The sequence below is a fragment of the Streptococcus pneumoniae genome, assembly GCF_001457635.1.
Taxonomy (GTDB): Bacteria; Bacillota; Bacilli; order Lactobacillales; family Streptococcaceae; genus Streptococcus; species Streptococcus pneumoniae.
The window spans coordinates 330,822-352,008 of record NZ_LN831051.1; the positions used below are offsets into that span (position 1 = coordinate 330,822).

A 21,187-nucleotide genomic window follows, 5' to 3' on the forward strand; every position below is an offset into this window, starting at 1 on the left:
AAACATTCCAGAGTCAGACAAGACTTTGGAATGCTTTGGCTCTATAATTTCTGTAGTGGGTAATCCCACCCCAGGAATTATAGGGTCGTTTCTTGTAGAAAAAAAGCCCCATATGACCTATAATGAAAAGCGTCTAACCAACTCATTAGAAAGGGTTCATATGGAACAACTTAAGAATACCACAGATTTGCTCGGATTGGAAGACAAAAATATCAAAATCTTGTCTGTTCTGAAATACCAAACCCATCTAGTCGTTCAGGCAAAGTTGGATTCCCCCGCTTCTCCTTGTCCTCATTGTCAAGGGAAGATGATCAAATACGACTTCCAGAAAGCCTCTAAAATTCCGCTTCTCGACTGTCAGGGTTTACCCACGGTACTGCATCTCAAAAAGCGCCGCTTTCAGTGCAAGAATTGCCTTAAGGTGGTCGTTTCTCAAACATCCATTGTCAAGAAAAATTGCCAGATTTCCAACATGGTGAGACAAAAAATCGCTCAGCTCCTCCTTGAAAAGCAGTCTATGACTGAGATTGCCCACAGATTGGCGGGCTCAACTTCCACCGTCATCCGAAAACTGAGGGAATTTAAGTTTGAAACCGATTGGACCAAGTTGCCAAAAGTTATGAGTTGGGATGAGTATAGCTTCAAAAAGAGCAAAATGAGCTTCATTGCCCAAGATTTTGAGTCCAAATCCATCCTCGCAATTTTAGACGGACGAACTCATGCGGTGATTCGAAACCATTTCCAACGCTATCAGAGAGAGGTTCGGGAGCTGGTCGAGGTCATCACCATGGACATGTACAGCCCTTATTATCGGCTCGCTAAGCAACTCTTTCCAAAGGCGAAGATTGTTCTTGACCGCTTCCACATTGTCCAACATCTGAGCCGAGCTATGAACCGAGTACGAATCCAAATCATGAACCAATTTGACCGAAAATCCTTGGAGTATCGGGCGCTCAAGCGCTTTTGGAACCCTCGCTTTTTCGTTTCTAGGCTCGGGCTAAATCAGTCCACTGGACTGATTTACTACACCAGGATAGCTTCAAGCTCTGTCAGAAACGATTCTATCAGCCCACGTTTCGAATGCACTTAACCCATCGGGAAGTACGAGATAAGCTGCTTTCTTACTCTGAGGGATTACAGGTTCACTACGAACTCTATCAACTCCTGCTCTTTCATTTTCAAGAGAAGAATGCCGACCATTTCTTTGGATTGATTGAGCAAGAACTGCCAACGGTTCATCCGCTTTTTCAAACGGTCTTTTGGACTTTTTTAAGGGATAGAGATAAGATTATCAACGCACTTAAGCTGCCTTATTCCAACGCTAAACTTGAAGCGACCAATAATTTGATTAAGGTTATCAAGCGCAAAGCCTTTGGTTTCCGGAACTTTAACAATTTTAAAAAACGGATTTTGATGACTTTGAACATCAAAAAAGAGAGTACGAATTTCGTACTCTCCAGATTGTAGCTTTTCGCCTACCCACTACACTTGACAAAGAGCCACTCTTTATTCCATGGTATCAAAGGCAAGACTTGGTTTGGCATTGAGGTCCCAGCCTGCGAAGTTTTCTTTGTTCCACTCGCTGACGCTGGCATAGGCAATCATACCTGCATTGTCTCCGCAGAGTCGCAGAGGGGGGATGATAACCTTGACATCTGTGATTTCGGCTGCTAGGCGTTCTCTGAGACCTTTATTGGCTGCCACACCACCTGCCACAACTAGGGTTTTAACAGGATATTTCTCCAAAGCCTTCTTAGTTTTTGCCATGAGAATGTCCATAACTGCTGCTTGGAAGGAAGCACACAAATCTTCTGTAGACAGGCTTTCTCCCTTTTGCTCGGCATTGTGATGAAGATTGATAAAGGCAGATTTCAAACCTGAGAAGGAGAACTCCAGATTATCTTCCTTAATCATGGCACGGGGGAAATCATAAATATCCTGCCCCTGATGAGCCAGATCGTCAATCTCACGACCTGCAGGATAGGTCAAGCCCATGACACGACCGACCTTGTCATAAGCCTCCCCAACTGCATCGTCTCGTGTCTCCCCAACAATCTTGTAATCGCCAGCCTCAGAAACATAGACCAACTCTGTGTGCCCACCACTGACTAAAAGGGCTAGCAAGGGAAACTCCAAAGGCTCCACACTCTGAGCTGCCATGAGGTGCCCAGCCATGTGATTAACAGGAATCAGTGGAAGTCCGTGAGCCCAAGCAAAGGCCTTGGCAGCTGACAAACCAACTAGCAAGGCTCCGACCAAGCCTGGTCCGTAGGTAACCGCAACAGCTGTCACGTCCTCTTCGGTAATCCCTGCTTCTGCCAATGCCTCCTCGATACAGGCTGTAATGACCTCGACATGGTGACGACTGGCTACTTCGGGCACTACGCCACCAAAACGTTTGTGACTCTCAATTTGACTAGCAATGACATTGGACAAGAGCTCATCGTCGTTTTTCAAGACGGCGACACTGGTCTCATCACAGGATGTCTCAAATGCTAAAATATATCTATCCTTCATCTATTTCTCTCTTCATGATAATGGCGTCCTCGACTGGGTCATGGTAGTAGGCCTTTCGCTCAGCGATAACTGCCATCTTTTCTTTCTTGTAAAATGCTTGCGCTCGTTGATTTGACTGTCTGACTTCGAGGAAAATTTCCTTGTCTGTCGGCAATTGAGCAAACAAGGCTGACGCAATCCCCTGACTCTGATAAGCTCCTTTGACAGCGATTTGCAGGACTTCTGCTTCAAAAAGATTCTCCTGCACAGCTAGAAATCCAATCACTTCTGCCCCATCATAAGCCAAAGCATACCAAGTCTGGTCTTGGGACAGGTCTGCTTGGATTTGTTCCAGCGTCCAAGGACTGACTGGGTAAACAGCTATCATAACAGCGTAGATGGCTTGAGCCAAGTCAGGATGTTTTTGGATTCGTTTGATTTCTATCATAAGCGTTTAATGTAAGACTCGCCAGACTCGGTGTGATTCTTGAGCCAGTTTTCCTCAGCTTCGACACGCTTGAGGTAGTTCGGCACAAAATCATGCAAGGAGTCTGCTTCCTTGTCCCAGGCCCATAGAGCTAGATTAGCTGCATTTGGCAAGGTTTCTTTGAAATTAGTCCTTGGCAAGTATTCTTGAATCTGCTCAACAAAGGGGCCAACTTCTCCGACAAAGGTAACCTGACTAGCACCCTTGATTAACTCAATCACTCGCTCAAAGGGTAAGTGAGCTTCTGGCATGACGGGTTTAGCATTTTCATAAAATCCTGCATAAACATTGTTGCGACGCGCATCCATCAAAGAGACGAACAAGCCTTCTTGTTGGTAGGGTACCAGAGCCAAGAGGCTAGACATACCAACTAACTCGATGTTCAGAGTATGAGCCAAAGTCTTGGCAGTGGCTACCGCAATTCGCAAGCCTGTGTAGCTACCTGGCCCTTCAGCCACCACGATTCGGTCCAAATCCTTGGGTGTCCAGTCCAAACTTGCCATCAAAAAATCGATGGCAGGCATGAGGGTAATACTGTGATTTTTCTTAATATTAATCGTCATCTCGGCAAGAATCTGCTTATCCTCTAAAATAGCGAGAGAAAGAGCCTTGCTGGACGTATCAAAAGCTAATACTTTCATAACACATTCCTATCTTTTTGTCTGCTTACTATTATACTACAAAAGCTGGCACATGGGAATTTTCTTTGCCCCCAGACAAGAGTGCCCTCACTTAACTAAAAATAATTTAAAAAAATGCTCACTTTTCCTTTTCTTTTCCGAATATAAAAGTGAACAAGAAAAAAGGAGGAAAATTCAATGACAAATTTTGACATTCTTGACAATCAATTTTTATCCTTATCTGAAAATGAATTATCAGATATTGATGGCGGTCTCGCTCCCTTGGTTATCTTTGGAGTAGCAGTATCTTGGAAAGCTATTGCAGGTGGAACAGCACTTATAGGTTCTGGTTTGGCAGCTGGTTATTTTTTAGGAGGAGATTAATATGATGAAAAATTTGAACAACTATCGTGAAATTTCTAATAAGGAATTGCAAGAAATCAAGGGTGGCTTTGGTGTAGGTGTTGGTATCGCTTTATTTATGGCAGGTTATACCATTGGAAAAGACCTTCGTAAAAAGTTTGGTAAGTCATGCTAGATAAGAAACACATTTTTAGAAGGATAAATTTTATTGTCTTCATCTCTTACAGTTTGCTCAGCATTCTCAATGATTTGAACATTACTACTATCCCTTTACCATTCGATTTATCTGTTTGTATTGTTTTATTTTTATGCTTCAACTCTATTTTTGAGCAGAACAATGACTCCCATAAAAATAATAAGCTTTGAAAATTCCATTGTCATGTCATGTTAGAAAAATGCAAAGACCACCTCATCTTGATAGATGGGGTGGAATTTTCGTGTCGTAAATCTACTATCTCTACATCCCCAAACAAAAAACCCCAGCATAAGCAGGGCAATCCAAAGTAAAATACAAACCAAACGACATAGGTCACGAGGAGGAGAAAAAGCGAGTAGAGAGTCACAAAGGTAATTTTCCTCAAGAACTTGGTTTGTCATCGTTCCAGTTTGGCAAATAGAAGATTTCCTCCATAAACGCAAGCAACAAAAACGATAAAAGCTAGCAAACGAACTCCGATAGCAAAAGCAAATAAGTTATACATAGGGCAACCTCCTTGACTTAAAATCTATATGGAATTATGACAAGCAATAAATTTCACTTCCGTTATCAACATAATACATTTTCTTTGTTTTTGCAAACGCTTACCAAAGAAATCGTCCCCTAACTTTCTCGTTTCCGTCTTTTACTAATTTTTCATTTTGTGGTATAATTGAAATAATTGTAACGAATCAAGGTCAATCTAGACACAAAATGGAATGAAATCAAGCAAATCTCTGCTAAAAGTTTGGAATAAGCTGACCTGTAAATAGAAAGGAACTATATGATTTACAAAGTTTTTTATCAAGAAACAAAAGAACGTAGCCCACGTCGTGAAACAACACGCGCGCTTTACCTAGACATCGATGCCAGCTCAGAACTTGAGGGTCGTATCGCTGCTCGCCAACTTGTCGAAGAAAATCGCCCAGAGTACAATATCGAATATATCGAACTCTTGTCTGACAAATTGCTCGATTACGAAAAAGAAACTGGCGCCTTCAAAATTACGGAGTTCTAATATGGCCTACACTCTTAAACCTGAAGAAGTCGGCGTTTTTGCCATCGGTGGTCTAGGAGAAATCGGGAAAAACACTTACGGAATTGAATACCAAGACGAGATTATCATCGTCGATGCTGGGATTAAATTCCCAGAAGATGACTTGCTTGGTATCGACTATGTCATTCCTGACTACTCTTACATCGTAGACAATATCGACCGCGTCAAGGCTGTTTTAATCACACACGGACACGAGGACCACATTGGTGGGATTCCGTTCCTACTCAAGCAAGCAAATGTCCCTATTTATGCTGGACCGCTTGCCTTGGCTTTGATCCGTGGGAAACTCGAAGAACACGGCCTCTTGCGCAACGCCAAACTTTACGAAATCAACCACAACACCGAGTTGACCTTTAAAAATCTCAAGGCAACTTTCTTTAGAACGACTCACTCTATTCCAGAACCTTTGGGAATTGTCATCCATACTCCTCAAGGGAAAATCATCTGTACAGGTGACTTTAAGTTCGACTTTACTCCAGTTGGAGAACCTGCGGACTTGCACCGTATGGCAGCCCTAGGTGAAGATGGAGTGCTTTGCTTGCTCTCTGACTCGACCAATGCTGAGGTTCCAACCTTTACCAACTCTGAAAAGGTTGTCGGCCAGTCCATCATGAAGATTATCCAAGGTATCGAGGGACGTATCATCTTTGCATCCTTCGCCTCAAATATCTTCCGTCTCCAACAAGCAACGGAAGCTGCTGTTAAGACTGGGCGCAAGATTGCGGTCTTTGGTCGCTCTATGGAAAAGGCCATTGTCAACGGAATCGATCTTGGCTACATCAAAGCTCCTAAGGGAACCTTTATTGAGCCAAATGAAATCAAAGACTATCCTGCAGGTGAGATTCTGATCCTCTGTACAGGTAGTCAAGGTGAACCTATGGCAGCCCTCTCTCGTATCGCCAACGGAACCCACCGTCAGGTACAACTCCAACCAGGCGATACCGTTATCTTCTCTTCTAGTCCCATCCCTGGAAACACTACTAGCGTCAACAAGCTGATTAACATTATTTCTGAAGCTGGTGTCGAAGTTATCCACGGTAAAGTGAACAATATCCATACATCTGGACACGGTGGTCAGCAAGAGCAAAAACTCATGCTCCGCTTGATTAAGCCAAAATACTTCATGCCTGTCCACGGTGAATACCGCATGCAAAAAGTCCACGCTGGACTAGCAGTGGATACTGGTGTTGAGAAGGACAATATCTTTATCATGAGCAATGGCGATGTGCTTGCCCTTACTGCTGACTCAGCTCGTATCGCAGGTCATTTCAACGCCCAAGATATCTATGTCGATGGAAATCGTATCGGTGAAATTGGCGCAGCTGTCCTCAAAGATCGTCGCGATCTATCTGAAGACGGTGTCGTTCTGGCAGTCGCAACTGTTGACTTCAAATCGCAGATGATTCTATCTGGTCCAGACATCCTCAGCCGAGGCTTTGTCTACATGAGAGAGTCTGGCGACTTGATTCGCCAAAGCCAGCGTATCCTCTTCAATGCCATTCGTATCGCACTGAAAAATAAGGATGCTAGCGTGCAATCTGTCAATGGTGCCATTGTCAACGCTATTCGCCCCTTCCTCTATGAAAATACCGAACGTGAACCGATCATCATCCCGATGATCCTCACACCAGATGAAGAATAATACTCTTCAAACCACGTCAGCTTCGCCTTGCCGTATATATGTTACTGACTTCGTCAGTTCTATCCACAACCTCAAAACTGTGTTTTGAGCTGACTTCGTCAGTTCTATCTACAACCTCAAAGCAGTGCTTTGAGCAACCTACGGCTAGCTTCCTAGTTTGCTCTTTGATTTTCATTGAGTACAAGTCAACAAAACAGCTCCGTCTTCGGAGCTGTTTTTCTCTATGCTTTCTTTTGAGATTAAAACTCAATGAAAATCAGACCAGAAGGCTAGGAAAATGCATAACTTGAGTTAGCTCCCATAGTTCGGGGAACTATGGGAGGCTGGAGATGAATCAAAGCCAAGCTTTGAACTCATTCGTAAGAAGCCGACGACGTATCATTTTGATTTTTGAAGAGTTTTAGAAATACTACGATTTTTACCTTCCAGATACACCATCAAAATAGAAATATCTGCTGGGTTTACTCCCGAAATACGGCTGGCTTGGCCGATGGTTTCTGGATTGATGAGTTTGAACTTCTGACGAGCTTCCGTCGCAATAGAATCGATGTCATCCCAGTCAATATTGGCTGGAATGCGTTTTTCTTCCATACGTTTCATCTTGGCAACCTGATCCATGGCTTTTGAAATATAGCCTTCGTACTTGATTTCTGTTTCAATCAATTCGATAATCTTGTCATCCAAGTCTTCTGCAGCTGGTCCGATGAAGGCCACCACATCTTGGTAAGAAACTTCTGGACGGCGAAGGAATTCTTTGGCTGTCACCGCATCTGTCAACGGCTTGAAGCCCATTTCCTCAACCTTAGCATTGGTTTCCTTGACTGGCTTGAGTTTGATACTGTCTAGGCGTTTCATCTCATTATCAAATTGATTTTTCTTGATTTCAAAACGAGCCCAGCGTTCATCATCCACAAGGCCAATCTCGCGTCCCATCTCAGTCAAGCGCATATCAGCATTGTCATGACGAAGAATGAGACGGTATTCAGCACGACTGGTCAAGAGACGGTAAGGTTCAATGGTTCCCTTGGTCACCAAGTCGTCGATCATCACCCCGATATAACCGTCACTTCGTTTTAGAATCAACTCAGGTTTACCTTGGATTTTCAGAGCCGCATTGATACCCGCGATAATCCCTTGGCCAGCAGCTTCTTCATAACCTGATGTTCCATTTGTCTGACCAGCAGTGAAGAGACCTGAGATTTTCTTGGTTTCCAAAGTCGCACGCAACTGATGAGGCAAGACCATATCATACTCAATAGCATAACCTGTCCGCATCATCTCTGCATTTTCCAAACCTTTGATGGAATGAACCAAGTCACGCTGGACATCCTCAGGCAGACTGGTTGAAAGTCCTTGAACATAGACTTCCTCAGTATTGCGCCCTTCTGGCTCAAGGAAGAGTTGGTGACGTTCCTTGTCCGCAAAGCGCACAATCTTGTCTTCAATCGACGGACAGTAACGAGGCCCCACTCCCTTGACCACACCTGTAAACATAGGCGCACGGTGGAGGTTGTTTTGGATAATCTCATGACTGGTACCATTGGTATAGGTCAACCAGCATGGCACTTGATCTTTGACATAATCCTCATCACGTGAAGTGTATGAGAAATGATTAGGCACTTCGTCTCCTGGCTGAATTTCCGTCACATCGTAATTGATAGAAGAAGCCTTGACACGTGGAGGGGTTCCTGTCTTGAAACGACCGATTTCGAGACCCAGTTCCTTGAGATTGTCAGCTAGGTTAATAGAAGCCAAGCTGTGGTTAGGACCTGATGAGTACTTGAGGTCTCCGATGATAATTTCCCCACGGAGAGCAGTCCCTGTCGTCACAATAACAGCCTTAGCAGCATATTCTTGATGGGTGGCTGTACGCACACCGACAACCTTGCCATCTTCCACCAAAATCTCATCAATCATGGTTTGACGAAGGGTCAGATTTTCTTGATTTTCAACTGTCTTGCGCATTTCCTTAGAGTAAAGTTCCTTATCAGCCTGCGCACGAAGGGCACGAACGGCTGGGCCCTTCCCTGTGTTGAGCATCTTCATCTGGATGTAAGTCTTGTCAATGGTCTTGGCCATCTCGCCACCGAGGGCATCGACTTCACGTACGACAATCCCCTTAGCAGAACCACCGATAGAGGGATTACAAGGCATGAAAGCCAGCATTTCAATATTGATGGTCGCAAGCAGGACCTTACAGCCCATACGGCTAGCGGCCAAGGAAGCCTCAACCCCAGCGTGTCCCGCACCAATTACAATAATATCGTATTCTTCAGTAAAATGATAAGTCATGTTTCTCTCCTATTCCTCAAGATGAATGTGTCTTAGTTGGCCTTCCCAATCTGGTAGGGCCGTTTTTAAAAAGGCTGGAACTAGCTGGATATCCTCAAGCTTATCCAAGTCAATCCACTCACAGGGCTGCCTTTTCTCATCTTCCTGCATGGTCAATGGGGCATCCTCAAGTAAGTCCACCAGATAATGAAACTCGATATTGTGATAGGAAACACCGTCCTGTTCAAAACGATTTTCAACCACAAAAGCTAGCTGCCCAGCTTGAGCTTTGACACCCAGTTCTTCCTTCACTTCACGGACTACCGCGTCTTCCGTGCTTTCATTGACTTGAATCGCACCGCCGATAGTGTAATACTTGCCCTTGTCTTTGGTGACTAGAAGCTTGTGATTTTGAAGAATCAAAGCTGTCGCCCGAACACCAAAAACCGTATTGTCTACTTTTGTCCGAAAGTCTTGTTGAGTCATTCTTGTCCTTTCCCTTAAACGACACAAAAACAGTCAAAACTCCAAAGAAGTGCAGGACAAAAAAGCCTGCAACATCCATGAGCTTTGACCATCATTTCTATTGCTGTTATTATTGTAGCAAATTGAGAAAATTTGTCAATCTAAATGTACTGACAAACTTGTCCATCGCGGTAAGCATTGTCAATCAAACCACCACCTAGACACTCTTCGCCATCGTAAAAGACAACTGCCTGGCCTGGTGTAATCGCGCGTTGTGGTTCCGCAAAGATGACCTCTGCCTTGTCTCCTTTGACATGGACGGTCACCTTAGAGTCAGGCTGACGGTAACGGAATTTAGCCGTACATTCTAGCGTAAACTCTTCTGGCATTTCACGAGTAAAGTGGACTTGACTGGCTTCTAGGCTAGTTGACATGAGCGAATCATGGTAGAATCCTTGTCCTACATAGAGAATATTCTTGCTTAGATCTTTTCCGACAACGAACCAAGGGGCATTGTCACCGCCGTGTTGCCCACCGATACCGAGTCCGCCACGCTGACCGATTGTATAGTACATCAGACCTGCATGCTCGCCCATATCGCGACCATCCACAGTCATCATGCGACCAGGCTGAGCTGGCAGGTAGTTGCTGAGGAAGTTTTTAAAGTTCTTTTCTCCGATAAAGCAAATCCCTGTCGAGTCTTTCTTCTTAGCAGTCGAAAGGCCTGCTTCTTCTGCTAGTTTTCGAACTTCAGGCTTTTCCAAATGTCCTAGTGGGAACATGGTTTTTTGAAGTTGTTCTTGCGAAAGTTGGCTGAGGAAATAGGTCTGGTCCTTGCCATTGTCCACGCCACGAAGCATGTGAACAGTGCCGTCCTCATCACGCGCCACTCGAGCATAATGCCCAGTCGCTACATAGTCTGCCCCCAAGGTCATGGCATAGTCCAAAAAGGCCTTGAACTTGATTTCCTTGTTGCACATAACGTCCGGATTTGGCGTGCGCCCTGCACGGTATTCCGCTAGGAAATACTCAAAAACGCGGTCCCAGTACTCTTTTTCAAAATTGACAGAGTAGTAGGGAATGCCAATCTGGTCTGCCACCGCAACCACATCCTTGTAATCTTCGGTCGCCGTACAGACGCCGTTTTCATCTGTGTCATCCCAGTTCTTCATGAAGATACCGATCACATCGTAGCCCTGCTCCTTGAGCAAAAGAGCCGTCACCGACGAATCAACACCACCACTCATCCCCACGACAACACGTGTTTTAGAGTTATCACTCATGGTAAGTCTCCCATCTATTCGTTTATTCACGATTGAAGGTCGTGTGTGCTTCACGATTGAAGGTCGCTTGAGCAGTATTCATTATAACACGCTTGGTTAGAGAAGACAAGGAAGAGCTTAAAAATTGTTTTTTAAAACTTATAGTCAATATACAGATTATGTGAATGATGTGAGTATACCTTCTTCTTATCTTCATTCAAATAACTATAATAAATAAAACAACCCATTTTCTCTAATCTATTTTTCAAGTTAGAGAAAAGGAGTCGTTTTTTTAATGACATTTCCTGAAATCATAAGATAGGTACCTAAAGAATACGAACATAAATTTATTCAATCGAACCTTATCTTTGTTTCAAAATTAAAATGTCAAATGTTCTTAACATGATTTAATTTAATCGGCTTAAACCCATTCACCATTGGCATTGACTTCATAGCCATCTACAGTTGTGTTGACTGCAAGGGCACCTAAGCCATTGACATAGTACCATTTATCTGATACTTTGAACCATTGGCTTGCTTTCATAGCACCTGATGCTTCAAGATAGTACCAGGTATCTCCATCTTTCACCCAACCTGTTGCCATTGAACCGTTAGCGTTGAGGTAGTACCATGAACCGTTGACTTTAGCCCAACCTGTTGCCATAGCACCGTTAGCGTTGAGGTAGTACCATGAACCGTTGTATTGGAGCCAACCTGTAGCCATAGCACCATTAGCGTTGAGGTAGTACCATGAACCGTTGACTTTAGCCCAACCTGTTGCCATAGCGCCGCTAGCGTTTAGGTAATACCATGAATCGTTGTATTGGAGCCATCCTGTCGCCATAGCACCATTAGCGTTGAGGTAGTACCATGAACCGTTGACTTTAGCCCAACCTGTTGCCATAGCGCCGTTAGCGTTTAGGTAATACCATGAACCGTTGTATTGGAGCCAACCTGTAGCCATAGCGCCATTGCTGTTGAGGTAGTACCATGAACCGTTGTTTTGGAGCCATCCTGTCGCCATTGAACCATCAGTATTGTAGAAGTACCACATACCGTTTTCTTGTTTCCAGCCTGTTTTTGGTGCAGGAACTGGTTGCTCTGGTTTTGGTGCTGGAGCTGGTTTTTCTGCTTTTGGCGGTTGCTGTTGGGGCAAGCGGTTATATTCTTCTTCTGATCTACGAGCATAGTCTTCTTCAGCTTGTTGATCATCTGTTTTTTCTGGTTTTGGTGCTGGAGCTGGTTGAGGAGCCGGCGCTGGTTTTGGTTGTTCAGCTGGTTGCTCTGGTTTTGGTGCTGGAGCTGGAGTTTCTTCAGCTGGTTTTTCTGGCTCATTAACTGCTTTCTTAAGGTCAGCTTCAGTTTTCTCCAATTCAGCTTTTTTATCAGCTAAGTCTTTTTCAGCTGCAGCAAGGTATTGTTCAGTTTGCTCAGCATCGGTTTTTTTGAAATATTCTACATTTTTTTCAAGTTTTGCAATTTCAGCGTCTAACTCATCAATCTTATCACTCAACTCTTCAAGTGTTGATAGTTTAGTTCGTTTGGCATCCAATTCAGATTGAAGAGGAGCACGGAGACCTTCTTTAACATAATCTTCTGAGTCAGATTCATCAATCCCTTTGAGTTCTGTTTCTAGTCTATAAACTTCATTTTCCAACTCAGCGATTTTGGCTTGAAGAGCAACTTCTTTAGCACGTTCAGCATCCAATTTTTGTTTGGCTTCAGTAACTTTTTTCTCAGCTTCTTCTACTTTTTTAATAAGTTCTGCTTCTTTTGCTTTAGCCTCTTCTGCTTTTTGTCTAGTCTTTTTTAACTCTTCCGCGCTAGGAATTACCTCTGATCTAACTTTCTCAAATTCTGCTCGTTTTTTCTTATGCTCTTTCTCAGCTTCCTCCACTTCTTTCAGAATTTTAGCTTTTTTTACTGAATCTTTTTCACTAGCATATTTAACCAACTCTTGTTGATATTTCAGATTTGCAGCTTGTTCCTCTTTAGAAGCTTCTTTCTCTTTTTTCGCTTTCTCCTCAGTTTTCTTCTGATCATCCTCATATTTTTTCTGCGCACGTTTTGCTTCTTCTAAAGCTTTTTTCGCATTCTCAGCGTCTCTCTTCGCTGCATCATAGTCTTTTTCAGCTTTAGACTGACTAGCTACGGGGGCTTCTTCTGCTCTTACAACAGTAGGCTGAGACGCAACAAAACCAGCCCCTAAGATAGCGACGCTGGCTAGACTTGTTAAAATCATTTTTTTCTTATTCATCTAAATTTACCTCTTTTCTGATAGTCATTTTTAGACTATACTTATATTAAGTATACTCCCCCCGTAAATATTTGTCAAATGTTTTATATTACATTTTTATTACAAATTTCTATATCATAAGCTTCTACTCCAAAAAGATAAAGACACTACTTTTGCCCTTTTCGATTCTCTTTTTAAACATAGCATCATCTTCCTTCATTCCTATAAAAACATTTCCGATGAGAGAGCTTGTTTTTTAATTTCGTTAAACAACAAAAAACGCAAGCTTAAGCCTGCGGACAATCTTTATAGCCATTTCATTTCTTTCACATCTGTTTTACGAACTTTAGCATATTTCTTAGCGCTTGTAAAATGTAGAGTAACTGGTTTAAATACTCCGCTTTTGTCTCTTCGTAAACCTAAAACTGCGGATCTTTTATTTTTATCCTCAAAAAATATGACGTCCAATTTCATAGTATTTTTAGATAAATCCTTAGCTACGATGCAACAACTTGCTAGCTTAGATATAGAAGATATCGCCGATAAACTCACATAAAGATATCCTTTCGATTACATCATTGTACATAGGATATTTCTAAAATCTTCTAAAATAAAAACACCAGCTTGAATAGCAGGTTTTGTTTGACTAGCATAATCTCGTGTGATTTTGTGTAAGTCAAATAAATGATGTAAATCAGTCAAGCAAAAATTCACTTTGAAAGTCTCTAAATACTTATAATTCGTTGATACTTGACATGTTTTTCCATTGAATCTTTCTTGATAATCCAAAATACAATCAAGTAATTTCAACGACAAACTCCATATTTTCTCAAAATAAAAAGCACGGGGCAGTTCTCACTACTGCCCAAAGTGGTTGATTAGAGTCGGCTTCTCTAACTCCCTATGTTGTGCTTATTAGGCTTATCGCAAGGGAACAGTTTTTAGATCTGCCAAGCCACATAGTGTGCTTACTACTATGTGTCCATGTCACCATGAATTGCCGAACGGTTTAACGAGAAAGTATAGTAGATTGAAACAAGATATGAACAAATCGATTAGGAAAGTCAAATTAATTTCTAGAAATATTTTAACAGTCATAACGGACTATTCCAGATTCAATCTACTATATTATTTTTAGATTTATCCCAACTCAATTATGACATCTTTTTTCAAAAGTCAATATATCTCACTCTTTTCAACGACAAGAAAGAGGCTGATAATCGACCAACCTCTGTTTTTAGATACAGTTCAAGTCCAAACTATTCTTTATAGAAAAGTCCGATAAATTCGAGCAATAGTTAACATACTTACAAATATAACTCCCAAAATAGATAACACTATTTTCACAAAACTCAGTTCCGAACCTATGACATATATATGAAAAAGAGGAGCTAGTCCTACACATATATACAATAAGTAGCCAACAAGTTTTATCTCACCAATTCCTGCAAAAAAATGTTTCATGTAACGATTCTCCATTTACTCTATTAAATCAGTTTTATTTTAGACTATCATAAAACAATCACCTCTTCAATAAAAACCATTGGCGAATACTATTCTGAAGCATTGATAGCTCAGATTTCTCAGAATAGAGCTATCCTAACTATCGAGCAGCTCAAATACATATATATGAGCAATTCTAAGCCTAGAATTGCTATAAAATAAATGTTTTCGGGCTATTCTAAGTCTTTGACTGCTTAAAATTTTACATTCTGAAGGATTCTAAACCTAGAATAGCTCAAAATCACGAGAACTAAGGTATTCGAAACTTCAGAGTAATACAATCCCCATAGGAATTCTCCATTCTTATTAAGCATGATTAAAATGTAATCCTAACAAGTGATCCTCGATTGTGTTTGTAGCACTTAGTTACCTAGATAAGACTATTTCCCTTTATCATATCTGATTTTAAGCCGTTCTAAGATTTAACCTATGTTTCTATTACTTGCTATTTTTAAATAATTCGAATTCCTTTTCTTTGATAAATGGAACTGAAAAATTAGAAAAAAGAAGTAAAACCGAAAACAAATAGCCTGCTTTTTGAATCACTAAAAGATATCCTAAAAATAAGTAAGCTATAACATCCAATGCGAAAAGAAAAAATATTCTCCTCTTCATTAAAGTACTTGTGTCAAATAATCTGATGAATAAAAATTTTATCGTGGTATCTGCACAAATTTTTATCAAAAAGATAAGAGTCAGTACATGATTATCAACTGTACCATAAAGAATAGATGGAAATATAGTTAATATAAAACTAGAAATCTCTAAATATTTTATCCAAGGAGATTGAGACACCTTGCTTCTAAACTGACTAATTTTCTTATATTCGTTAGTCAATTTAATATCAAAATCTTTCCCAATTAAATGAAAAATTATCAACTCTGTAATAAAAACACTTATTAATACGGTATAAGTCAAAAAACTTTCTGGGAAAAACTTATTGATTAAAATGGGGAAACTCATTAACAGAATCGAATTTATGGCTAGACAGATAGATACTATTTTATTTTTCACAGAATATAGAGGTAGTGATACTATTGAGTAGATAAAAGCTAAAAAAATAAGCAAAAAATACTCCGTGTCATTTATAATCGCCCTGAATGATAAAAATATATACATCCAACATACGATAATGTGTATTTTTCGAATCTTATCTACATTACTCATTTTACTGTCGCAGATATGAATCCATCCCAAGGATAAGGGTTCCCGTTAATATCACAACCTCTATTAAGAACACCATATCCAATATAGTAAGCTATTTTCCCTGCTGCTGTAGCCAATACACCTGCTGCTGCACCAATAAGCCAGCCTCCAAGACCTCCAACCTTAATATAGTTTATTAGTTTTTTGGTTAAAACTGCAGCTCCAGCTAATGCTATAAAAGTTCCTGAACTCATAGCTAAAGCTGCGCAAATTCCTTGACAAGCACGCTTGCTTAAATAAGCTTCCCCATCAAGATACATCATTTCTTCTTCATCAATCACAACATAATTATTTGGTAATACAAGTTCCATTTGTTTTCTCCTCCTTAGTTGAAATTGTTTCATTTGTTTTACAAATAGGACGAACTTAAACTATCTTTTTATTACTCAGTAATAATTTCCGAGATTTCATTTTATGATACTCTCTATTCATACAGAAATCAAAATTTTGCCTTAACCAACTTGTATAATAGAAAAAATCTAATTGATTGATTCTGATGAGCTGTATTCTAATTTTATCAACCTTTTCTTGCCAGTTGTTATTGTTACTAATAGAAATTTCATACAGCAGTAACTCGACAAGACCTGTACACAGAAGGGTGTTATGAGAATCTTCGATTTTTTTCAAAATATCCTCAAAAAGTTCACTATCCGTTAAAAAGGTGGATTGGTTCATCGCATCATACAGCTGAAGAGACATTAAGTCAGAATAACTTAGCTCTGATTTTTGTATCTTATCCTTTAACGTTTTCGTCAAATCACTTTCAAACGAATCTTCTTTTTGCCATTTGTTTTGATTAAAAAGAAATTCCGTCTTATTAAAAACGAGATGATTGATATCCATTATAGTCCAGAAAAATATTGTAGTAAGCATGATGATTGCAAAAGGAATTTTTAAAATAAATACTAGGATAATAGCAATTTCAAGAATAAAACTCCATATAATCCTAGATCTTAAATCATCAGGCGACAAACTTTTACGATGGAATGAAAAATAGGGCGAGAACCTCACATTTACTTTCTTCCTGCCTATAAAAATAAAAGGAAAAATCGTAATAAGAGCTTCTTTCTTGTACAAATCTTTCAATGCGTATAGTATGTCTAAAACTATTTTTGATAAAATCAAACTACAGAAAGCAAGACTCATACTAATCACAAAATCAAGGGGAGATTCTAGATTCAATAGTAAGTTATTCACTAGGACATGCAACTCTAGCCACAAGACAAAAAGAGGGAGCATTAATAAAAAAATGATTAGTTTACGTATCATAATTTTACAGTGTCCTTATCATTTTCTTAATTTTGGATAAATTATCATTGCTATGATTAAAATCAAAAAAACGACATTCATCCAAATAATCAACTTTTTTATTTCTTCGCTAACAAAATCATAGGCTAAAAAAGTTATGGATGATATAAATAGACATACAAAAAAAATAATAACAAAAATTTTTTCCATTTTAATACCCATATCTAGTTACCACAAGGCGTTTAAATTTGGGTCTCTCCTATTTACATCATTATTGGCCCAGATTGTTGTAATAGCATTGCCAATTGACATCCAAGCTGCAAATCCATTAATAGCAGACAGTGCAAATCCTGCCACTCTATTTGCAACTCGTACCCCAACATATCTTGCAGCTGCTCCAGCAATTGCGCTTGTAACTCGCCGCAAACCATAATTACGAATATAATTTCTAACTAGACTGATTGCTCCTCCACCTAAGACATCATTAAAAGCTATATTAATGGCTGTTGCAACAGGCCATCTCGGAATAGAAAATCCCCCATCAAAATACATCATCTCTTCTTGCTCAAGAGCAACATAATTATTTGGTAATACGAGTTCCATTTATTTTCTCCTTTTTTATTAAGCATAGTTAGGATGGTTTCCTAACAAGTGATTGTCGACTGTGTTTATAGTACTTAGTTACCTAAATAAGATATCCTTTCTCTACCTTATTTGTTTTTATAGGTTACCTAAGGTTTAAAACCAATTATTGCTTGAAACTTAACAGTTCTAAACCACTAGCAATAAATGATTGCGAACTCACTAATACTATTTCAAAATTTATTTTTTTTGACTTAGTAACGCAATTCCAATTAGCAATACACCTATTATAAATAAAAGTATTTCCCAAAATTTATTATCCGTGTTAATGAGAGGTATAAGATACATACTGACTAATATGCAACTTGCCCCTATAATAGCAAATGTTATTCTAGTTTTATCTCCTAATTGAAACATGTTTGATCCCTATATACACTTCAAGCAAAAGTTGGATTTCTGAAATAGCTAAAGATAAAGATAATGGTTGCGAGCTATTTAAACTATCATCAATATTCTGCTCGATTAAAACAAAGTCTGGTCTTACCTCTAAAATTTTCTTTAACATTGATTCATATTTATTTTTTCATTATAATGCCGTAAATATAGATTTAATTTTATAACATCCAACATACCATAAAGTGATATTGGATGATTTATTTTTTTAAATCGCTTAACTTCTAATAAATCAATTTGTTCACGCACGCTCTCTGAAAGATATGGCTTGATCAAACTGATATAAGATAAAGCCACGCATGGCAACTCAGATTTTGATTGCAATTTCCAAATTTCATGATAATCCTGAAGATTAAACTCACAATTCTTCTTAGATTCCAGTATTGTTAGTACCTTTGATTTTAACAGAAATAATTGCTGATTCTCAATTCTATAAAGTTTTTGTACTAATGCTATGATAATAGAAAATGGAATAAGAGGCAAAAGCAACGGTTTGTCATACACAAAAGTAAAGAAAAAATAGTATGAAATTAGTGTTGTAAAGTACAAGAAGTAGTAAAATTTAAACAGATTCTTAGTTGTTTGACTCTCCTTATAAAACACTGCTATTCCTGGACTAAATCCCATTAGTTGGTGAAAGAGAATTCGATAGTATTTCCTAGCTCCTATAATGATCACAAATATAAAATAAAAATAAATTGGTCTTAATTTACAAAAGATTGAGGAAACTAGTAATAGCAAAGTATGTAAGCATTGAGACAAAATATAGAATAACGGTATCGCCAATACAAAGGTTAAGATGGCATGAGAGGGAGTTCCTAAGATGTCCAATTTTATAAATACTGGGCTGACACAAAATATCGTGCTTATAAGTAGTAAAATCATTAAAATTGTGTCAAAAAAATAACGTTTATTTTTCATTTAGTCTACTTTCCATTGTTAAATAATACTACTGCTAACACCAAGCCAACTTAGCACATTGCATCACCTAATCCTGTGCTACTTGCCCATAATCCTTTAATGTTTCTACTAAAATTATTCCAATCTCCCCCATCAAGATAGCTTATTTATCCTAGACAACGCCTACTGCAACAGTATAAATAAGATTCATCAGCCATCTTTTCTGGCAATCATATGGGTAGCCTAATGATATTTCTAGTTACTCAAAAATATCTAGCTATACTAGAGTTATTTCTAATCCCTAGGACACTTGTTAATCCAAATGTAACAAATTTTCACCTCTTAATAGGACTCTTTCTGGAAAAAATATAAGGTCTATCTTTATAAAAAAATCTATCATATTGGGATGGCATGCATCTGGAATTTAAACAAGCTATAAATTCATTTATAACTACTATTTGTTTAGAGGCAACAGCATCTTGTATACCGCCCTCGAAAGAACCATCTTGTAATTCCGAAATATTTCTGTTTAAATATTGTTTTGACAAATCTCCTAATGCTTCATTATCGTAAATGATTCCCAAAAATCCAACCTTATATAGTAAATAATTTAAACTTACAAAGTAATTGAATCCCATAGTATATTTTTCTTTATAAAGCAAAGGTAAAACTTTATAAAAAATATCTAAGTCAACCTCACTCTGATTCTGAAGCAAGTAGGAGTCAAGTAAATTTTCAAAAATAGCTAACAATATGATTGGTGTAAGGTTTTTGTATTCACATGTCAAGTATTCCGAGTATCGTGCAGATGATATTTCTTTTATATAACTTTTTGAAAGCAAGATTTTTTCAAATTCATCATCTATTATTAATCTTCTATTTCCAATCCAAGCAGTATTACCACCCAAATAAGATTGTGCAAATATCAATATGTAAGAAAACATGAACGTAAATACTGAAAGAGGTAGAATTCTATGCGTAAAAAAATAGACGATAATGGTAGCCAGGAGTAAAGCTATCTCTCGTGACAATCGAATTCTTTTCAGCATCTTTTTTAACAGCCCGTAAGGTTGTCCTTGGCAATATTCTTGAACTAAATTAATCGGAATGACATCTCTCACCATTTCTGGAAAGTAGAGTAAGTTTATAGGTTGAAATCTCCAGCTCCCATCATAAGTAAATGGATATAGAACCAAATACTTAAAAGATTTTTTTCTTATAAACTTAATTATCACAATATGAATGACTGTTCCAATGAAGTATATTAAATATAAAAGTAAAACCGCCATCAATATACTTACAAAAATCCCCTTGGACTCAATCAATGGAAAATAAAATATTGCAACTAGAAGCGAATAAAGTCCCGCTAATAAATATTTCTGATCATCTTTCATTCAAAACACCATATTATTTACTAAGAATACATCAATACAATAGAGCAACTCTGTAAGTCAATATTTGATAAAGCAAAGCTTTAACCCCTTCCCCAGACGTTAGCTTTTCTTCAACCCACTACAGTTGACAAGGAGCCCAAATTATTGATAAAAACTTTAGTCATCATCGTCTCTATAAAAATATTTTCTATACACTCTTGATAATACCAAAATTAATGCCAATATCATACCAAGAGCTATAATAATAGAATTTATTAGATTTATTTTAGTATATCCAATCACTAGTCCAATAATTGGACTAGCAGACATGCTTAGATATAATAAAAATAACAAAAAATGAATTTCACCAATTCCTGCAAAAAAATGTTTCATTTTAAGCAAAAATATAACCATCTAAGCTACCGTCAGCCCAATCAGCCCCATATGCGATTGCTCCACCTAGTGAAAATCCAGTAACAGTTAGTGCAACGTTTAGTGCAGTATTGACTAAATGGCCAGCTGCACTACCTACATGTTTAATTATTAAACTACGTAATGTTCTCGTAATAGCCCCTCTATTAGCTGAGATAGCTTTTTTTATCGCATAAGCAGAATAAATTGTTGCACCACCACTATAGATGGCCAAACCTACATCCAAAACTGTTGCAAAACTACCTCTACTATTCCACCAGTTACGACCAACACCACCCCCATCAAGATACATCATCTCTTCTTGCTCAAGAGCAACATAATTATTTGGTAATACGAGTTCCATTTATTTTCTCCTTTTTTATTAAGCATGGTTAGGATAGTTTCCTAACAAGTGA

23 protein-coding genes and 3 pseudogenes are annotated in these 21,187 nt (G+C 38.9%); 5 read left to right on the plus strand and 21 right to left on the minus strand.

The features are described 5' to 3' along the window. Nucleotides 1-160: 160 nt before the first annotated feature. Nucleotides 161-1,467 (plus strand): annotated as a pseudogene (locus AT689_RS01725) (ISL3 family transposase). A 39-nt stretch (nucleotides 1,468-1,506) separates the two neighbouring features. Here the strand turns inward: AT689_RS01725 and tsaD are convergent. The 3 genes from tsaD to tsaB are packed head-to-tail and all read right to left on the minus strand — an operon-like array spanning nucleotide 1,507 to nucleotide 3,624. Next, entirely contained in the window at nucleotides 1,507-2,517 is a 1,011-nt protein-coding gene (gene tsaD / locus AT689_RS01735) for a tRNA (adenosine(37)-N6)-threonylcarbamoyltransferase complex transferase subunit TsaD (RefSeq protein WP_000655036.1), read from the minus strand. After that, the gene (rimI, locus tag AT689_RS01740) at nucleotides 2,507-2,944 is read right to left on the minus strand and encodes a ribosomal protein S18-alanine N-acetyltransferase (protein ID WP_000569807.1); all 438 of its coding nucleotides are present in this window, start codon (nucleotides 2,942-2,944) and stop codon (nucleotides 2,507-2,509) included. The genes tsaD and rimI overlap by 11 nt, the downstream gene beginning before the upstream one ends. Beyond that, nucleotides 2,941-3,624 carry a tRNA (adenosine(37)-N6)-threonylcarbamoyltransferase complex dimerization subunit type 1 TsaB gene (tsaB, locus tag AT689_RS01745; protein ID WP_000865669.1) on the minus strand — a complete coding sequence of 228 codons (684 nt, stop codon included), beginning with the start codon at nucleotides 3,622-3,624 and terminating at the stop codon, nucleotides 2,941-2,943. The genes rimI and tsaB overlap by 4 nt, the downstream gene beginning before the upstream one ends. A 177-nt stretch (nucleotides 3,625-3,801) precedes the next feature. Here tsaB and cibA point away from each other — a divergent pair, with 177 nt between their 5' ends. Next, on the plus strand, nucleotides 3,802-3,987 hold the full coding sequence (cibA, locus tag AT689_RS01750) for a fratricide two-peptide bacteriocin subunit CibA (RefSeq protein ID WP_000180803.1): 186 nt from the start codon (nucleotides 3,802-3,804) through the stop codon (nucleotides 3,985-3,987). A gap of 1 nt (nucleotide 3,988) precedes the next feature. Next, on the plus strand, nucleotides 3,989-4,141 hold the full coding sequence (gene cibB, locus AT689_RS01755; protein ID WP_000977347.1) for a fratricide two-peptide bacteriocin subunit CibB: 153 nt from the start codon (nucleotides 3,989-3,991) through the stop codon (nucleotides 4,139-4,141). Between the two features lie 319 nt (nucleotides 4,142-4,460). Here the strand turns inward: cibB and AT689_RS13250 are convergent. Further along, nucleotides 4,461-4,667 (minus strand): annotated as a pseudogene (locus tag AT689_RS13250) (hypothetical protein); the annotation flags it as partial. Nucleotides 4,668-4,946: 279 nt separating this feature from the next. Here AT689_RS13250 and AT689_RS01765 point away from each other — a divergent pair. Then, nucleotides 4,947-5,180 (plus strand): DNA-dependent RNA polymerase subunit epsilon, encoded by a 234-nt coding sequence (locus AT689_RS01765; RefSeq protein WP_000639574.1) that lies wholly within the window; start codon nucleotides 4,947-4,949, stop codon nucleotides 5,178-5,180. A 1-nt stretch (nucleotide 5,181) separates the two neighbouring features. Next, on the plus strand, nucleotides 5,182-6,861 hold the full coding sequence (rnjA, locus tag AT689_RS01770; RefSeq protein ID WP_000331961.1) for a ribonuclease J1: 1,680 nt from the start codon (nucleotides 5,182-5,184) through the stop codon (nucleotides 6,859-6,861). A gap of 16 nt (nucleotides 6,862-6,877) precedes the next feature. Here the strand turns inward: rnjA and AT689_RS13255 are convergent, their stop codons facing one another. From AT689_RS13255 to AT689_RS01845, 17 genes and pseudogenes are all read right to left on the minus strand, one after another. After that, nucleotides 6,878-7,036 (minus strand): hypothetical protein, encoded by a 159-nt coding sequence (locus AT689_RS13255; protein WP_001836040.1) that lies wholly within the window; start codon nucleotides 7,034-7,036, stop codon nucleotides 6,878-6,880. 203 nt (nucleotides 7,037-7,239) lie between these two features. Further along, a complete protein-coding gene (mnmG, locus tag AT689_RS01775) occupies nucleotides 7,240-9,153 on the minus strand; it encodes a tRNA uridine-5-carboxymethylaminomethyl(34) synthesis enzyme MnmG (protein WP_000220964.1) in 1,914 nt (637 codons plus the stop codon). 9 nt (nucleotides 9,154-9,162) lie between these two features. Continuing rightward, entirely contained in the window at nucleotides 9,163-9,618 is a 456-nt protein-coding gene (locus AT689_RS01780; RefSeq protein ID WP_000193606.1) for an NUDIX hydrolase, read from the minus strand. Between the two features lie 140 nt (nucleotides 9,619-9,758). Then, the gene (mnmA, locus tag AT689_RS01785) at nucleotides 9,759-10,880 is read right to left on the minus strand and encodes a tRNA 2-thiouridine(34) synthase MnmA (RefSeq protein ID WP_001282978.1); all 1,122 of its coding nucleotides are present in this window, start codon (nucleotides 10,878-10,880) and stop codon (nucleotides 9,759-9,761) included. Nucleotides 10,881-11,280: 400 nt separating this feature from the next. Beyond that, complete coding sequence (gene pspA, locus AT689_RS01790; protein ID WP_001035310.1) at nucleotides 11,281-13,116, minus strand: pneumococcal surface protein A; 1,836 nt, start codon at nucleotides 13,114-13,116, stop codon at nucleotides 11,281-11,283. A 285-nt stretch (nucleotides 13,117-13,401) separates the two neighbouring features. Beyond that, the gene (locus AT689_RS12330; RefSeq protein WP_000058766.1) at nucleotides 13,402-13,647 is read right to left on the minus strand and encodes a hypothetical protein; all 246 of its coding nucleotides are present in this window, start codon (nucleotides 13,645-13,647) and stop codon (nucleotides 13,402-13,404) included. An 18-nt stretch (nucleotides 13,648-13,665) separates the two neighbouring features. Further along, complete coding sequence (locus AT689_RS01795; protein ID WP_000770316.1) at nucleotides 13,666-13,905, minus strand: hypothetical protein; 240 nt, start codon at nucleotides 13,903-13,905, stop codon at nucleotides 13,666-13,668. A gap of 456 nt (nucleotides 13,906-14,361) precedes the next feature. Next, a complete protein-coding gene (locus AT689_RS13260; RefSeq protein ID WP_000680086.1) occupies nucleotides 14,362-14,559 on the minus strand; it encodes a hypothetical protein in 198 nt (65 codons plus the stop codon). 477 nt (nucleotides 14,560-15,036) lie between these two features. Continuing rightward, nucleotides 15,037-15,765, minus strand: coding sequence for a hypothetical protein (locus AT689_RS01805; protein WP_000072905.1), 729 nt, complete (start codon nucleotides 15,763-15,765; stop codon nucleotides 15,037-15,039). Then, complete coding sequence (locus AT689_RS01810) at nucleotides 15,762-16,115, minus strand: hypothetical protein (protein ID WP_000424427.1); 354 nt, start codon at nucleotides 16,113-16,115, stop codon at nucleotides 15,762-15,764. Before AT689_RS01810 ends, AT689_RS01805 begins: the two co-directional genes overlap by 4 nt. 55 nt (nucleotides 16,116-16,170) lie before the next feature. Then, entirely contained in the window at nucleotides 16,171-17,073 is a 903-nt protein-coding gene (locus AT689_RS01815) for a hypothetical protein (protein ID WP_000619752.1), read from the minus strand. Between the two features lie 18 nt (nucleotides 17,074-17,091). Continuing rightward, complete coding sequence (locus AT689_RS13265; RefSeq protein ID WP_000511668.1) at nucleotides 17,092-17,274, minus strand: hypothetical protein; 183 nt, start codon at nucleotides 17,272-17,274, stop codon at nucleotides 17,092-17,094. Between the two features lie 6 nt (nucleotides 17,275-17,280). Continuing rightward, nucleotides 17,281-17,655 carry an SPH_0224 family bacteriocin-like peptide gene (locus AT689_RS01825; protein ID WP_000424407.1) on the minus strand — a complete coding sequence of 125 codons (375 nt, stop codon included), beginning with the start codon at nucleotides 17,653-17,655 and terminating at the stop codon, nucleotides 17,281-17,283. A gap of 376 nt (nucleotides 17,656-18,031) precedes the next feature. Beyond that, nucleotides 18,032-19,008, minus strand: a pseudogene (locus AT689_RS01830) (hypothetical protein). A 314-nt stretch (nucleotides 19,009-19,322) separates the two neighbouring features. After that, a complete protein-coding gene (locus tag AT689_RS01835) occupies nucleotides 19,323-20,381 on the minus strand; it encodes a hypothetical protein (RefSeq protein WP_001844753.1) in 1,059 nt (352 codons plus the stop codon). Nucleotides 20,382-20,537: 156 nt separating this feature from the next. Continuing rightward, nucleotides 20,538-20,774, minus strand: a complete 237-nt coding sequence (locus tag AT689_RS13270) for a hypothetical protein (RefSeq protein ID WP_000234318.1) — start codon at nucleotides 20,772-20,774, stop codon at nucleotides 20,538-20,540. Next, nucleotides 20,755-21,135 (minus strand): SP_0115 family bacteriocin-like peptide, encoded by a 381-nt coding sequence (locus AT689_RS01845; protein ID WP_000424422.1) that lies wholly within the window; start codon nucleotides 21,133-21,135, stop codon nucleotides 20,755-20,757. Before AT689_RS01845 ends, AT689_RS13270 begins: the two co-directional genes overlap by 20 nt. Nucleotides 21,136-21,187: the final 52 nt, after the last annotated feature.

What these genes read in the sequence shown, in the direction of transcription:
- tsaD (WP_000655036.1), bottom strand. Translation starts at nt 2,517, where the DNA reads ATGAAGGATAGATATATTTTAGCATTTGAGACATCCTGTGATGAGACC.
- rimI (WP_000569807.1), bottom strand. Translation starts at nt 2,944, where the DNA reads ATGATAGAAATCAAACGAATCCAAAAACATCCTGACTTGGCTCAAGCC.
- tsaB (WP_000865669.1), bottom strand. Translation starts at nt 3,624, where the DNA reads ATGAAAGTATTAGCTTTTGATACGTCCAGCAAGGCTCTTTCTCTCGCT.
- cibA (WP_000180803.1), top strand. Translation starts at nt 3,802, where the DNA reads ATGACAAATTTTGACATTCTTGACAATCAATTTTTATCCTTATCTGAA.
- cibB (WP_000977347.1), top strand. Translation starts at nt 3,989, where the DNA reads ATGATGAAAAATTTGAACAACTATCGTGAAATTTCTAATAAGGAATTG.
- AT689_RS01765 (WP_000639574.1), top strand. Translation starts at nt 4,947, where the DNA reads ATGATTTACAAAGTTTTTTATCAAGAAACAAAAGAACGTAGCCCACGT.
- rnjA (WP_000331961.1), top strand. Translation starts at nt 5,182, where the DNA reads ATGGCCTACACTCTTAAACCTGAAGAAGTCGGCGTTTTTGCCATCGGT.
- AT689_RS13255 (WP_001836040.1), bottom strand. Translation starts at nt 7,036, where the DNA reads ATGAAAATCAAAGAGCAAACTAGGAAGCTAGCCGTAGGTTGCTCAAAG.
- mnmG (WP_000220964.1), bottom strand. Translation starts at nt 9,153, where the DNA reads ATGACTTATCATTTTACTGAAGAATACGATATTATTGTAATTGGTGCG.
- AT689_RS01780 (WP_000193606.1), bottom strand. Translation starts at nt 9,618, where the DNA reads ATGACTCAACAAGACTTTCGGACAAAAGTAGACAATACGGTTTTTGGT.
- mnmA (WP_001282978.1), bottom strand. Translation starts at nt 10,880, where the DNA reads ATGAGTGATAACTCTAAAACACGTGTTGTCGTGGGGATGAGTGGTGGT.
- pspA (WP_001035310.1), bottom strand. Translation starts at nt 13,116, where the DNA reads ATGAATAAGAAAAAAATGATTTTAACAAGTCTAGCCAGCGTCGCTATC.
- AT689_RS13260 (WP_000680086.1), bottom strand. Translation starts at nt 14,559, where the DNA reads ATGAAACATTTTTTTGCAGGAATTGGTGAGATAAAACTTGTTGGCTAC.
- AT689_RS01805 (WP_000072905.1), bottom strand. Translation starts at nt 15,765, where the DNA reads ATGAGTAATGTAGATAAGATTCGAAAAATACACATTATCGTATGTTGG.
- AT689_RS01810 (WP_000424427.1), bottom strand. Translation starts at nt 16,115, where the DNA reads ATGGAACTTGTATTACCAAATAATTATGTTGTGATTGATGAAGAAGAA.
- AT689_RS01815 (WP_000619752.1), bottom strand. Translation starts at nt 17,073, where the DNA reads ATGATACGTAAACTAATCATTTTTTTATTAATGCTCCCTCTTTTTGTC.
- AT689_RS13265 (WP_000511668.1), bottom strand. Translation starts at nt 17,274, where the DNA reads ATGGGTATTAAAATGGAAAAAATTTTTGTTATTATTTTTTTTGTATGT.
- AT689_RS01825 (WP_000424407.1), bottom strand. Translation starts at nt 17,655, where the DNA reads ATGGAACTCGTATTACCAAATAATTATGTTGCTCTTGAGCAAGAAGAG.
- AT689_RS01835 (WP_001844753.1), bottom strand. Translation starts at nt 20,381, where the DNA reads ATGAAAGATGATCAGAAATATTTATTAGCGGGACTTTATTCGCTTCTA.
- AT689_RS13270 (WP_000234318.1), bottom strand. Translation starts at nt 20,774, where the DNA reads ATGGTTATATTTTTGCTTAAAATGAAACATTTTTTTGCAGGAATTGGT.
- AT689_RS01845 (WP_000424422.1), bottom strand. Translation starts at nt 21,135, where the DNA reads ATGGAACTCGTATTACCAAATAATTATGTTGCTCTTGAGCAAGAAGAG.